Annotated in this window: 11 protein-coding genes; 7 read left to right on the top strand and 4 right to left on the bottom strand. The window is 55.9% G+C overall.

Translation table 11 applies throughout. The annotated features are described in order from the left end of the window. Positions 1-7 precede the first annotated feature (7 nt). Genes ACHQGU_RS09585 through iolD form a run of 3 tightly spaced genes read right to left on the bottom strand, consistent with a single transcriptional unit; the run spans position 8 to position 3614 of the window. Positions 8-841, bottom strand: coding sequence for an SDR family oxidoreductase (locus ACHQGU_RS09585; protein ID WP_395494881.1), 834 nt, complete (start codon positions 839-841; stop codon positions 8-10). Then, positions 838-1737 (bottom strand): myo-inosose-2 dehydratase, encoded by a 900-nt coding sequence (gene iolE / locus ACHQGU_RS09580; RefSeq protein WP_395494880.1) that lies wholly within the window; start codon positions 1735-1737, stop codon positions 838-840. Before iolE ends, ACHQGU_RS09585 begins: the two co-directional genes overlap by 4 nt. Before the next feature lie 5 nt (positions 1738-1742). Then, positions 1743-3614, bottom strand: coding sequence for a 3D-(3,5/4)-trihydroxycyclohexane-1,2-dione acylhydrolase (decyclizing) (iolD, locus tag ACHQGU_RS09575; protein ID WP_395494879.1), 1872 nt, complete (start codon positions 3612-3614; stop codon positions 1743-1745). Positions 3615-3993: 379 nt separating this feature from the next. On the opposite strand from iolD, the gene ACHQGU_RS09570 reads away from it, so the two are divergent. From ACHQGU_RS09570 to ACHQGU_RS09540, 7 genes are all read left to right on the top strand, one after another. Beyond that, positions 3994-5430, top strand: coding sequence for an NAD-dependent succinate-semialdehyde dehydrogenase (locus tag ACHQGU_RS09570; protein ID WP_395494878.1), 1437 nt, complete (start codon positions 3994-3996; stop codon positions 5428-5430). A gap of 1 nt (position 5431) precedes the next feature. Then, entirely contained in the window at positions 5432-6244 is an 813-nt protein-coding gene (locus ACHQGU_RS09565) for an HpcH/HpaI aldolase/citrate lyase family protein (RefSeq protein ID WP_395494877.1), read from the top strand. After that, entirely contained in the window at positions 6244-7206 is a 963-nt protein-coding gene (locus ACHQGU_RS09560; protein ID WP_395494876.1) for a hydroxyacid dehydrogenase, read from the top strand. The genes ACHQGU_RS09565 and ACHQGU_RS09560 overlap by 1 nt, the downstream gene beginning before the upstream one ends. Continuing rightward, entirely contained in the window at positions 7203-8381 is a 1179-nt protein-coding gene (locus ACHQGU_RS09555; RefSeq protein WP_395494875.1) for a Gfo/Idh/MocA family protein, read from the top strand. Before ACHQGU_RS09560 ends, ACHQGU_RS09555 begins: the two co-directional genes overlap by 4 nt. Positions 8382-8416: 35 nt before the next feature. Continuing rightward, positions 8417-9541, top strand: coding sequence for a Gfo/Idh/MocA family protein (locus ACHQGU_RS09550; protein ID WP_395494874.1), 1125 nt, complete (start codon positions 8417-8419; stop codon positions 9539-9541). Beyond that, positions 9538-10044, top strand: a complete 507-nt coding sequence (locus ACHQGU_RS09545; RefSeq protein ID WP_253559275.1) for a VOC family protein — start codon at positions 9538-9540, stop codon at positions 10042-10044. Before ACHQGU_RS09550 ends, ACHQGU_RS09545 begins: the two co-directional genes overlap by 4 nt. 171 nt (positions 10045-10215) lie before the next feature. Then, positions 10216-11673 (top strand): sugar porter family MFS transporter, encoded by a 1458-nt coding sequence (locus ACHQGU_RS09540; RefSeq protein WP_253559277.1) that lies wholly within the window; start codon positions 10216-10218, stop codon positions 11671-11673. A 109-nt stretch (positions 11674-11782) separates the two neighbouring features. Here the strand turns inward: ACHQGU_RS09540 and iolG are convergent, their stop codons facing one another. After that, the gene (gene iolG, locus ACHQGU_RS09535) at positions 11783-12790 is read right to left on the bottom strand and encodes an inositol 2-dehydrogenase (RefSeq protein ID WP_395494873.1); all 1008 of its coding nucleotides are present in this window, start codon (positions 12788-12790) and stop codon (positions 11783-11785) included. Positions 12791-13093: the final 303 nt, after the last annotated feature.

Raw genomic sequence — 13093 nt, 5'->3', positions numbered from 1 at the left:
GAAGAGTTCAGACTCCGGAGCTTGCGGGCCAGTGCATCGGCCCTTCAGGTGTGGGCATGCCACGGGCTGCAGCGCCCCATACGGACTGATCAAAATTGACAATAGCCCCGGTCATGAGCCCGGCATCATCGGAGACGAGGAAGTTCACGGCCCGTGCCACCTCCTCGGGTGAGACAAGTCGTCCAAACGGAAGCGTGGCCGCAGCCTTTTCCATCCAGGCAGGGTCATTCGTTTCCGCTATCTGAATTTCTTGTTCCTTGTCCGATGCCATCCAGCCGATATTAAGCTGGTTGACGCGGATCCGGTTGCCCGCGACGGAAAATGCCGTGTTGGCGGTTAATGTTGCCAATGCGCCTTTCGAGGCGCAGTAGGCGCTAATGAACGGTTGCCCCGAAAGTGCCGAGATCGAGCCGATATTACAGATCGCTCCTTCAATGCCGTCATGGATCATATGCCGGATTGCTTCCTGCATAAGGAAATAGGGGCCGCGCACATTGGTTGCGAATATGCGGTCAAACAACTCCGGGTGTGTATCCAGTATGGTGCCCCGTTGTGTTAGCGCGCCCGCGTTGACCAGTACATCAACCCGCCCAAAATGCTGGTGAGTCTGGGCAATGACAGCCCGACAGTCTGCGACGGATTCAAGGTCGGCCCGGATGAACAACACCGGCACGCCGGAACTGTCCGTAACCTCCCGCGCAAGCGCTATCCCGCGGGGCTCGTTGCGTCCGGTAATGGTAATCCCCCTGGCCCCTGCGGCGGCAAGTCGGCGCGCAATCGCCGCTCCAAGGCCCTGCGTGGCCCCTGTAACCACGCAGATTTTGTTATCTATCCGGTTCATGACGCTACGCTATATTCCGCCTGCGCCATAAGCTGCATGAGGGCAGCATGTCCCTTGCGGGCCATTTCCAGCGGCGGGTTGAGGGTCGGGTCCTGTTCAGCTTCCACAACAAACCAGCCTTCGTAGTCATAGGAGGAAAGTCGTTCGAAAATGGGCAGGAAATCAATCGAACCATCTCCCGGCACGGTAAAGGCTCCCTTTACGACGGCATCAAGGAAGCTCTCTTTTTTGCGGTCAATGCGATCAATCACAGTTTTCCGTACATCCTTGGTATGGACGTGGCTGATGCGGGCATGATGGTTATCAATGACACGCAGCAGGTTGCCCCCCGCAAAATACATATGTCCCGTATCAAACAGCAGATGCAGCGCCTTGCCCGAGTGCCGCATCAGGAGGTCAAGTTCGGCTTCGGTTTCAATCGGGGCGGCCATGTGATGGTGATAGGCGAGGGGCATGCCCTCATCAGCGCACCATTCGGCAAATGTTGTCATTTTGCGCCCATAGGTCCGAATATCTTCTTCCGAAAGGCACGGCTTAGTCGCGATAGGCGCTGACCGAATCCCCTGAATGGAGCGTGCAGTTTCGCCATACACGATACAGGGTGCGCCCGCGGCAATGAAAAAATCCATCTGAGCACGGATGCGGTCTTTCTCCGCTTCCAGATCACCATCCAGCAGCAGACCGGAAAACCATCCCCCGCAGACTGAGATGTCGTAGCGTTTCAGGATTGGCCCGAGTTCGTTCATGTCCATTGGGAAACGCCGTCCGGTTTCCATGCCGGTGAAGCCTGCTTCACTGGCCTGACGGAGACATTCTTCCAGACTGACATCATCCGAAAGTTCTGCGAGGTCGTCATTCCACCATGCGATCGGCGCGATACCCAGTTTTGCTTTCATGACTGTTACACTCCAACACGCTGTTTCGCGCGGATTTCTTCTTGTTGTTTTCTTGCTGCCTGTACGGATGCGCGGGAGGAGACTTCCGGAACACCAACATCCCAGTCTGCATCACCGGGGGCCCAGGCATGGGCATCCGTGGTAATGGTCAAAACAGTTGTCCGGTCTGTAGTTTTTGCCCATTCAAGGGCGGATGTCAGTTCAGCCAGACTGTCGCACTTGCGCGCAAGTGCGCCCATTGATTCCGCATGTTTGACAAAATCGACATGAAGAGGATTGGCTGGCTGCTGCACCCGGCAGTCGACAAGCAGGTTATTGAAACCGGGAACCCCCTTAGCTTGCTGAAGGCGGTTGATGACTGCAAAACCACCATTGTCACAGACTACGATAATCATTTTGTGGCCTGTCAACACGGAGGAATAGATGTCAGAATTCATCATCATGTAGGTGCCGTCCCCAATCATGACGATGGGTGTGCCGCCCGTTCCTCCTGGTCCTTTGTTTGCCATCGCATGGCCCCAGCCAGCGGCAATCTCATATCCCATGCATGAAAAGCCAAACTCGAGGTCGAAAGTATTGGGGGCTTTAACCCGCCAGCCTTTACACACCTCGCCGGGCAGACCACCCGCCGCAGTAATAATGGTATCGTTTTCACTCGCCGCATCATTCACGACATGCACAACCTGCGCATAGGTGGGGATGGGGGCGTTGGTCGGGGTCTGCAATTGTGTCAGGAGCTTGTCCCATTCAGCAAACAGATGCTGCGCATGCTGCATGTGCTGCGGGTCGGCTTTCCAGTCTCCCAACAGGGCATCGAATTCGGTTACGGTTTCCAGTGCGTCGCCCACAACCGCAACTGCGCGGTGCTTGACCGCATCAAATCGCGCGGTGTTGATGGATATGAACCGTGCTGTCTGACTGAAGACCGTCCATGATCCGGTCGTGAAATCTTGCAGCCGGGTGCCGATTGCAACAATCACGTCAGCTTCCCCCGCCAGCGCGTTGGCCGAGGTGGAACCGATAATGCCAATCGGCCCGGCATGGGCTTCATGATGATGGGTAAGGCTACCCTTGCCTGCGATTGTTTCCACAATTGGGATGCCATGCTTGATTGCAAAAGCCGCAACCGCGTCCTCTGCCTGAGAATATCGTACCCCACCGCCTACAATCAAAAGTGGTTTTTTGGCAGTTTTTAGCAGTTCCACTGCCTGCGCGAGTTTGTGTCGGTCCGGGCGCGGACGGGGAATGCTCCAGATTTTTTCTTCAAAGAAAGAGACGGGATAATCAAAAGCGATTTCCTGAATGTCCTGCGGCAGGGAAATGAAGGCCGGACCGCAATCGGCGGGGTCAAGCATTGTAGCCGTGGCTTGCGGCAGAGATGGCAGGATTTGCGCCGGATGCATGATCCGGTCCCAGTACCGGGTTACGGCTCTGAAGGCATCATTGACGGTTATTGAGGGATTATTGAAATGTTCGACCTGTTGCAGAACCGGGTCGGGCAGGCGGGAGGCAAAGGTATCACCTGCCAGCAAAAGTAAAGGCAGACGATTCGCATGTGCTGTGCCGGCGGCTGTCACCATATTCAACGCACCCGGTCCGATGGAGGATGCGGCAATCATGATCTGCCGTCGCCTTTGAGCTTTTGCAAAACCCGTTGCGGCAAGTGCCATCGACTGCTCATTTTGCCCGCGCCATGTGGGCAATCTGTCCTGCACCGCCTCGAGCGCTTCAGAAAGGCAACTGACGTTTCCATGCCCGAAAATGCCAAAGACTCCGGGAAAAAGCGGAACGCGCTGACCTTCTATTTCTGTAAACTGATTGACTAACCATTGAACAATAGCCTGAGCCGTAGTGAGGCGGATTGTCGCCTGTTTCATTTTTATTTCCTCCCTTGACGGGTTATGGCCACCATATCCAAACGCAATATATGTTGACAATAAAATAAATGAGCAACATTAGTTGCAATTGTAAACAAGGAAGAGAGGAGCGTGAACGGAGAGGTCGGTTCACTCTGCTTTCAGGCCGTCATTCTCCCCGTTTTGGGATAGTGAAACGCCACCTGACTGCTTTTTACTGGTTCGTGAAAAAATACTTCTGCTCTTACAAAGTTGACTGATTGGATTCAGGCAGAAGAACCAACAACAAAGAGTGTGGTTTTACTGAGACGGGGAACCAGAAATACCTGTCTGCTTTTACCGTAGCGGCGATCAGGTCAATCGTTGCAGGTCGTGTCATAATAATAACAGGGACCGAATAATGTACACGAATTTCGGATTGTTTATTGATGGTGCATGGCGCAAGGCAGCTAAGGAAGCGACCGAACCCGTCATCAGCCCCGTCTCGGAAAACTCCCTTGGAGACGTGCCAAGTGCAGGCGTTGAGGACACGCAGGCTGCCATAGAAGCCGCGCAGGCCGGGTTGCTCAGGTGGTCTGCCACACCCGCCCAGGAACGCGCGGATGCCCTGCATGCGATTGCCAATGAAATGATCCGGCGCACGGAAGAAGCGGCGCGAATGATTTCAAGTGAAACAGGCAAACCTCTGGCGCAGTCGCGTCGTGAATGGGGGCTGAGTATCGACCAGTTCCGCTGGTATGCAGAAGAAGCCCGCCGTATTTATGGCCGCATTATAGAAAGCCGAGTGCCGGGCGGCCGATTTGATGTCAGCCATCAGCCGGTCGGTGTGGTTGCTGCGTTTACAGCGTGGAACTTTCCCGCATCTTTGCTGGCCCGCAAGATGGCCCCGGCACTGGCTGCGGGCTGTTCCGTCATCGCCCGTCCATCGTCCCAGACACCGGGCACGGCCATGGTCATGTTTGACTGTTGTCGGGCCGGAAATTTGCCGTCCGGCGTTGTTAATCTGGTCGTGGGATCAACCGATGCCACTTACCGGCCGATTATGGCGACCAAAGCCGTGCGGAAGGTCTCGTTGACCGGGTCCACGCGCATCGGCCAGCAGATGATCCGTGATGCTGCCGACACTATGAAGAAAGTCTCGATGGAACTCGGCGGTAACGCACCGCTGATTGTTTACGATGATGCGGATCTGGATCTCGCCCTCAATACGGCGGCGCAGGCAAAGTTTGGCAATACTGGTCAGGTCTGCGTGGCGCCTGATCGCTTTTTTATCCATGACCGCTTGTATGAGGCGTTTGTAGACGGGTTGGTCGGGCGAGCAAAGGCCATCCGGCTCGGTGACGGGCTGGATGAAAATGTGGGCATGGGGCCACTCATCAATGCGCACCGACTGGCGGAAATAGAAACTATTGTTGCCGATGCTGTTGCCGGTGGCGCGCAGGTGCGCACGGGCGGCCAACGATCGTCAGGGTTCAATAGTGGCTATTTTTATGAACCGACGGTCCTGACCGATGTCGCGGATGACATGCGCGTGATGGCAGAAGAAAATTTTGGTCCCATTGCCGCCATTACCCGTTTTTCAAGCGATGACGAAGTTCTGACCCGCGCCAATGCCTCAGATATGGGGCTTGCCGCGTATGCCTTTACCCGGTCACCCAAACGAGCCCGGCGCACAATTGCGGAGTTGAAGGCGGGGATGGTGGGCATCAATTCCGCAGCACTTGCAGCAGCAGAGGCCCCTTTTGGTGGCACCAACTTTTCTGGCATGGGCCGGGAAGGGGGGAGCGAAGGCATTCTGGATTATCTGGATGTAAAACTGGCACAGGTGGTGTTCTGACATGATCCCCAACCGTCTCAAACAACTCTGGGCCGAGGGAAAACCCACGCTGAATGGCTGGTGTTCCATTGGCAATCCTTTCACGGCTGAAATCATGGCGGCGCAAGGCTACGATTCAGTCACCATAGACGTGCAGCATGGTGCGCTGGATTACTCCAGTGCGCTGCCCATGATGCAGGCCATGCGTGCATCTGGCGTGGTGCCTATGGTCCGTGTGCCGTGGAGGGAACCCGGCATCATCATGAAAATGCTTGATGCTGGCGCCTACGGTATTATTTGTCCCATGGTCAATACGGCGGCACAGGCAGCCGAATTTGTAAGTTACATGCGCTATCCGCCCTATGGGCAGCGCAGCTTTGGCCCCACCCGGGTCTCGTTTGCTGCGGGCAGTAACTATGCCGGTGGCGCGAATGACGAAATTCTCGCGTTTGCCATGATCGAGACGCAGCAAGGCATGGACAATCTTGCTGAAATTGCTGCAACGCCGGGGCTTGACGGCATTTACGTTGGGCCTGCGGACCTGACGTTCAGTCTGGCTGCAGGACGTCTGCCTCCCGGTTTTGACCGTGAAGAACCGGAGATCATTGAAAGCCTGCATGAAATCCTTGGGGCCTGTCAGGATAGTGGCATTCGCGCAGCCTTGCATTGTGGCACGCCCGAATACGCCGTCCGCGCCATAGGCTGGGGGTTCAACATGACCACCGTATCGGGGGATTCCCGGCTGCTTGCGGCTGCGGCGGGTGCCAGTGTTGCGCAGTTTCGCAAGCTGCTCAGCCGCGATAGCGTGCGGGTTGTCGAGGGGGGCGTGTACTGATGCCCCATATCCTTGTTGCAGGGCACCTCCATTCAGCAGGTCTTGCTCTGCTCGATCGCGCTTCGGATATAACCTATGATTATATCGAAGAAATATCGGAAGACAGTTACGCTCCGTTTATAGCGAATGCCGACGCACTGGTTCTGCGAACCCAGCCGCTTTCTGCTGCGACTGTGGCAAGGGCATCGAAGTTGAAAATCGTTTCCCGTCATGGCGTTGGGTATGACGCCGTTGACCTGCCGGCGCTGGAGGTCCGTGGCATTACCCTGTGTATTGCAGGGGATGTTAATTCTGTCTCCGTCGCCGAACACGCGATGACGCTCATCCTTGCCTGCGCCAAGTATCTGGTCCGGGCAGATCAGGCGGTGCGGGATGGGCAGTGGGAGTGGCGTAACAAGCTTATGGCGGGGGAGGTGGGAGGCAGGCGGCTCCTCATCCTCGGCTATGGCCGCACGGGGCGCCATCTTGCCACCATGGCAGCTGGGTTTGACATGGAAATCCGGGCGTATGACCCGTACCTTGCTGCCCAGGGCAAATGGCCGCCCGGCACGGTTGGCAGCGTTGAAACGCTGCAGGAAGGGCTGGAGTGGGCGGATATCATTTCGGTCAACGTGCCCAAGGGGGACCGGCCGCTTTTGGGAGCGGCTGAATTGCAGCACCTCAGGCCGGGAGCCATTCTTGTCAACACCGCGCGCGGTAGCGTGGTGGATGAGCTTGCTCTGACTGAGGCCCTGTCTAGCGGGCACATTGCTGCCGCCGGCCTGGACGTGTTCGACCCCGAACCCCCGTCCACCCATAACCCGTTGCTGGAAATGGATCAGGTTATCCTGACCCCCCATATCGCCGGGCTGACCATGCAGGCGGCCGAACGCATGGCTGTCTATTCCGTAAAAAACGTTCTGGATTTTTTTGCAGGGGCACTGGATCCCGCCCTTATTGTGAATAGGGAATTTGTGAAATGACCAAACCGAAACTACGCATTGGCCTGATTGGCAGTGGCTTTATGGGCCGGACCCATGCCTTTGGCTATTCAACTGCGTCCCGTGTGTTTGACCTTCCGTTTCAGCCGGAACTGACGTGTCTGGCTGATATTTCCGATGAGGCCGCCGCGAAGGCCGCAGATGCTCTGGGATTTGCTCGCTCCACCAGTGACTGGCGCACGCTGGTTAACGATCCTGAAATCGATGTGGTGAATATTACTGCACCTAATGCCTTTCATAAGGAAATGGCGTTAGCGGCGATTGCTGCAGGCAAGCATGTCTATTGTGAAAAACCCCTTGCTCCGCTTGCAGACGATGCCCGGGAAATGGCCGAAGCGGCGGAGGCGAAGGGCGTAAAAACACAGGTCGGTTTCAACTATCTGTGCAATCCCATGCTCGCCCTGGCCCGAGACATGATTGCGGCGGGTGAACTGGGGGAAATCAGAGGATACCGCGGCCTGCATGCGGAAGATTATATGGCGGACGCCGCGTCTCCCTTTACGTTCCGTCTTGACCCGGCGGGTGGTGGGGCTCTTGCTGATATTGGTAGCCATGCCCTTGCAACTGCCGAATTTCTGATGGCACCAGCCGCAGGCGCTATCACACAGGTGATGGGGGATTGTGTGACAGTTATCAAGACGCGGCCGGACGGTAAGGGGGGTACGCGTGCCGTAGAGGTGGACGATATTGGTCGCGCGCTTCTGCGCTTCGAGAATGGGGCGACGGGATCTGTTGAGGGGAACTGGATTGCCACCGGTCGCACTATGCAGCATGACTTTGAGATATACGGCACAAAGGGTGCGCTTGCCTTTACCCAGCAGCGATTTAACGAACTGCATTTCTTCTCGACCACCGATGCGCGAGGCCGCAAAGGGTTCCGCCGTATTGAAGCGGGGCCAGAGCATGCGCCGTATGGTCTGTTCTGCGTAGCACCTGGACATCAGTTGGGTTTTAATGACCTCAAGGCGATAGAAGTCGCACGGTATCTGGAGGCACTGGCTGGCCATCAGCCTGAACCGTTCAATTTCCGGGCGGGTCTGCGTATCCAGACACTGGTGGAAGCCATTCACGCCTCGAGCAAGTCGGCTGCCTGGCGCGCCGTGCCCACAGACAAGATGCCGCATCAGGAGAAATCCCGGCAGCACGAGAAGGCATAACGCCCCATATCCCATGACTTCATGGAGAAACGACCATGAACCAGCCTATCCATGACACAAAAATTCGCTACGCCGTGATCGGCTGCGGGCAAATCTCTCAGCAGTCTTTTATTCCCGGTATCGAGCGGGCTGCTAATTCGACCCTGGCGGCTCTGGTAACAGGCGACATGCAGAAGGCGGAAGCCCTTGAAGCCCGCTATAGTGTGCCGGTCTGGCATTATGATGATCTGCCTGAGCTTCTGGCATCAGGAGAGATTGATGCCGTCTATCTGGCAACGCCGAATGGGCTGCACAGGCAGTATGCGGTGCCGGTGCTGGAGGCGGGCCTGCATCTTCTGCTTGAAAAACCCATGGCAACCAGCGTGGAAGATTGCGAAGCAATCCTGCAGGCCCAGCGTAGCGGTGGCGGCAAGCTTATGATCGCCTACCGTCTGCATTGTGAGCCCACAACGGTGGAGCTGGTGTCACGCTGCCGCGAGGGAGACTTCGGTACGCTTGTCGGGTTCAGTTCGGTGTTCGGGCAGGATGTGCCGCAATCAAACCATCGTGCCCGTGGGGGATACTGGTCTGGGCCGGTGCCGGATCTTGGCAATTATCCCATCAACGCGGTGCGCCATCTATTTGGGGCTGAACCCGTGGAGGTCACGGCTGTTGGTACACGCACGCCAGGTCGGGACTTCAATTTTGACGATACGGTTTCGGTCGTTCTACGGTTTGCTGATGGCCAGATTGCAGATTTCATGGTCAGTTATGCCTCCGCTCCGGTGGAAGGGATGAGCCTGTTTGGGAGCAAGGGCAGCGTTAAAGTTGACCCATGCTATGCTTTCGGCCCATCCGCCGCCATTACGTACTCCACGCTGATTGATGGGAAAAAAGAGCAGCATACTTATGGCCCCGTTGAGCAGTTTGGCGGAGAAACCTTCTATTTTTCGGAATGTATTCTGAATGACCGGAATCCTGAACCGGATGGCGAAGAAGGCTTGCGGGATGTACGTGTTCTGGTTGCGGTAGAGGAAGCGCTGCGCACCGGGAAATCTCAGTCGCTGCCCCCTCTTGCGGCGCGGAAAGGGATAGAGCAGGACCAGATGGTTATTCTGCCGCCGGTCGAGCAACCATCGGAAAGTGATCTGATCGGCGTCATGGCGCAGGCTGTTTCATGACCCGGCCCCTTAATCATATCGGCATCAGTGTGCCGGATATCGACCGTGCCATTGCATGGTATGGGGACGTTCTGGGCTATCGGCTGTTCAGTGGTCCGTTCGATCTGGTCGCCAGGCCACCGGCGGTGGCTCAGTTTCAGGATGCGCTGGGGGAGCGGTGTGAGCATGTGCGCATTGCGCATCTGTCCACGGGTGGGGGAGTGGGTATTGAACTGTTTCAGCCAGTATTGCCTGCTTCACGGCCTCACACGACCGATATCCGGTTTGATCACCCAGGCCCTTTCCACATATGCGTTACGGACCCGGACATAGAGGGGCTGATCAGCAAGATTGTCGAAACCGGTGGCAGTCAGATTTCAGAGATTTGGGATGACCGCCCCCCGTCTGCGATTTATCGGATGGTGTACTGCCGTGACCCGTTCGGCACCATTATCGAAATTCACACCCACTCTTATGAAATTGTTCAGGGATGGCGCGTGGGTGGTGAAGTAAAGTCCTCATAGCACAAGCCGTAGGCGTGGTTTCCGAAAAAAGCCCGGCACCACGCAGCGTATTCTACGGTTGAGTTCACTAAAAGGCGCAGGAGTTCTTTCCGCGTCACTCTGCTGAAACAGAACAACAAGAACAAAGACCTGTTGGAGTAGTGAAAAATGAAAAGATCCATAAAGGATGTTATGTTTGTCCAATCGGATAAGCATGATGTGGGCTACGTTCTGCGAATATGTGCGATTGCAGCACTCGGTGGCATTCTGTTCGGCTACGATACCGCCGTTATTTCTGGCGCGGTCGGGGCGTTACAGTCCTATTTCCACCTTTCACCGGCAGAAATTGGCTGGGCCGTTTCCAACGTGCTGCTTGGCTGTATTCTGGGGGCCGCAGTTTCCGGCTGGCTGGCGGACCGCTTTGGCCGGCGGCCCACATTGGCGGTCTCCGCTGTGCTGTTTACCGCGTCAGCCGTTGGGGCGGCGCTGGCGACGGGTTTCTCATGGTTCGTGCTCTATCGCTTTATTGGCGGCGTCGCGGTTGGTGTGGCATCCTCCGTTTCACCCATGTACATGTCGGAAGTTTCCCCAAAAGATATGCGTGGGCGAGCGCTTTACATGGAATCCTTTGCCATTGTCGGGGGGCAGTTGGCGGTCTTCATCGTCAATTATCTGATCGCTCGCAGTGCCACCGAGACATGGCTTACAAACGTGGGCTGGCGGTGGATGCTGGGGTCGGAAGTCATTCCGTGCGTTGTATTCTGCATGGCGATTTTCTTTATGCCGGAATCTCCGCGCTGGCATGTCCTGCGCGGACGGGATGATGATGCGATGCGAACCCTGACGCGCATTTCCAATGAGCACCATGCGCGATCAGTCCTGACAGAAATCAAGGACTCACTGGAGCATAAGATCGAGACCTCTGACATAGGCCGGGCTGTTGCCTCTAAGGGGGCTCGGTGGATTATTTTCGTGGGAGCTGCCGTTGCCATGCTGCAGCAACTGACGGGTGTGAACAGCATGATGTACTATGCACCGCTGGTGCTGGGTTCGGTCAGTGGTAGCGTGCAGAATGCTTTGTTCCAGACCATATGGATTGGTGTGGCGTCCGTATCGGGTGCGGTGCTGGGAAGTTGGGTGATTGACCACAAGGGGCGGCTGCCGCTGTTCCGGTTCGGCTCGATCGGTATGATTATTGGCCTGCTGGCGACATCCTGGGCCCTTTATACGCAGACGCAGGGTTATTCCGCTCTGGCAGGTATGCTGGTCTACATGCTGCTGTTTGGTCTGTCATGGGGCCCGCTGACATGGGTGTTGATCGCCGAGATCTTTCCAAACCGCATCCGTGGCGTCGGTATGAGCATCGCGGTCTCGGCTAACTGGGTGATGAATTTTATCGTCAGCCAGCTTTTTCCGATGATAGCCCAGAACGAGAGGCTTGATTCACTTTTTCACGGCGCACTGCCGATGTGGCTTTTCGCGCTCTTTACACTCTTTTCGTGGTGGTTTGTGGAACGGTATGTGCCGGAAACCAAAGGTATTGCGCTGGAGAAGATCGAAAGCGTCATGCTAACCCCAAAGCGTCAGCGTAGAGGTAATATTTCTACGGTTTCGAAAGAAAGTCTGACGGATATTCCCGGTCAAAAATGAACTTATCGGGGGAGAAGGGTCTGTGGCCGATATGGCCGCATGCCTGAGTGCTGATAATGAGCATTCGCCTGGATGGCCATGCGGTTTCCTCCGCATGGCCTGAATGCGCTTACCCGATTTCGCTTACATCCACGATACGTCCTTCCTGTAGAGATTTCAGCGCCGCTTCAGCAAGGGCCAGTGCCTGCCGTCCGTCATGATAGCTTACGGTAACGGGGCTACCATTTTCCACGGCATCGACAAAAGCGTCAATTTCCGCATCAAACGCCTCGCGGTAGCGTTCGATGAAGAAGTTTAGCAGGGGAGCTGCGTGCTCGGTGAACGCGCTGCCAGACAGCACCATATGGTGAGGGCGACGGTTTTCGGAAATGGCCATTCCCAGACTGCCAAAGGCTTCAACGCGCTGGTCATAGCCATATGTCGCCTCACGCGAATTAATCAGGATGGCCTGCTTGCCCGAAGGGGTTGTCATGACAACCGTGATCGTATCCTCATCGTCGAGTGCATTCATAAGGATAGGTGCGGCAAGGCGCGAACCCACGGCGAAGACGCGAGTAGGCTCTTCACCCAAAATGTAACGGGCCATGTCAAAATCATGGATCGTCATATCCCGTAGAATTCCGCCTGATTTTTCCAGATAGGCTTCAGGCGGAAAGCCGGGATCACGTGAGGTGATGACGAGCTGGTGCAGTTCCCCTATGGTGCCGTCACGAACGGCCTCGAACACAGCCCTATGGCCGGGATCAAAACGCCGCACGAACCCGATCTGAACCGGCAGGGTTGTATGCGCGATCGCTGCGGCACATCGGTCTACCCGCGCAAGGCTGAGGTCAATCGGTTTTTCGCACAGCACCGGCTTGCCTGCCGCAATGGCCTGTTCCAGCAAGTCGGCGTGGGTATCGGTCGCGGTGGCGATTAGCACGGCATCGACATCGGGGGAGGCAAAAACCTCGGCTGCGGACGCCAGCACAGGTGCGCCCGTTGCCTCAGATACTGCCTGTGCTGCGGTTTGGTTGATATCAAACACTGCTGCAACACGCGCGTTGGCATGGGCAGCAATATTGGCGGCATGCATGGCACCAATACGGCCACAGCCCAGAACTCCAATTCCAAGCATGAGAATTTTTCCTGTTTTGATAAATGATGGATAAAAAACGATATTTATCCAGCTGTTTTTCAGCATAGGAAAGAACAGTTTGAAATGTGGTTTGTTCCCATCCTGGTTGCAAAAGGAGAGAGGTGGAGAGGGAGAGAATTGCTGCCACGCCAGTTTGCATTCCAGAAACAATTCTCAGATGCAGGACGCATTTTTGGGGCGGGAGACGAAGCTTATATCGATATGGCTTGTAGACGTGAATGTATGAGCACAGCGATCATATCGTGCTGTGAAGCCTCGTCAGCCTTCCGTTGATCGGGTCAA

Source organism: Acetobacter sp. KSO5 (genome assembly GCF_044094635.1).
Classification (GTDB): Bacteria; Pseudomonadota; Alphaproteobacteria; order Acetobacterales; family Acetobacteraceae; genus Acetobacter; species Acetobacter cerevisiae.
Note: the sequence above shows the minus strand (reverse complement) of the source record. Positions and strands in the feature narration are given on the sequence as shown.

What these genes read in the sequence shown, in the direction of transcription:
- ACHQGU_RS09585 (WP_395494881.1), bottom strand. Translation starts at nt 841, where the DNA reads ATGAACCGGATAGATAACAAAATCTGCGTGGTTACAGGGGCCACGCAG.
- iolE (WP_395494880.1), bottom strand. Translation starts at nt 1,737, where the DNA reads ATGAAAGCAAAACTGGGTATCGCGCCGATCGCATGGTGGAATGACGAC.
- iolD (WP_395494879.1), bottom strand. Translation starts at nt 3,614, where the DNA reads ATGAAACAGGCGACAATCCGCCTCACTACGGCTCAGGCTATTGTTCAA.
- ACHQGU_RS09570 (WP_395494878.1), top strand. Translation starts at nt 3,994, where the DNA reads ATGTACACGAATTTCGGATTGTTTATTGATGGTGCATGGCGCAAGGCA.
- ACHQGU_RS09565 (WP_395494877.1), top strand. Translation starts at nt 5,432, where the DNA reads ATGATCCCCAACCGTCTCAAACAACTCTGGGCCGAGGGAAAACCCACG.
- ACHQGU_RS09560 (WP_395494876.1), top strand. Translation starts at nt 6,244, where the DNA reads ATGCCCCATATCCTTGTTGCAGGGCACCTCCATTCAGCAGGTCTTGCT.
- ACHQGU_RS09555 (WP_395494875.1), top strand. Translation starts at nt 7,203, where the DNA reads ATGACCAAACCGAAACTACGCATTGGCCTGATTGGCAGTGGCTTTATG.
- ACHQGU_RS09550 (WP_395494874.1), top strand. Translation starts at nt 8,417, where the DNA reads ATGAACCAGCCTATCCATGACACAAAAATTCGCTACGCCGTGATCGGC.
- ACHQGU_RS09545 (WP_253559275.1), top strand. Translation starts at nt 9,538, where the DNA reads ATGACCCGGCCCCTTAATCATATCGGCATCAGTGTGCCGGATATCGAC.
- ACHQGU_RS09540 (WP_253559277.1), top strand. Translation starts at nt 10,216, where the DNA reads ATGTTTGTCCAATCGGATAAGCATGATGTGGGCTACGTTCTGCGAATA.
- iolG (WP_395494873.1), bottom strand. Translation starts at nt 12,790, where the DNA reads ATGCTTGGAATTGGAGTTCTGGGCTGTGGCCGTATTGGTGCCATGCAT.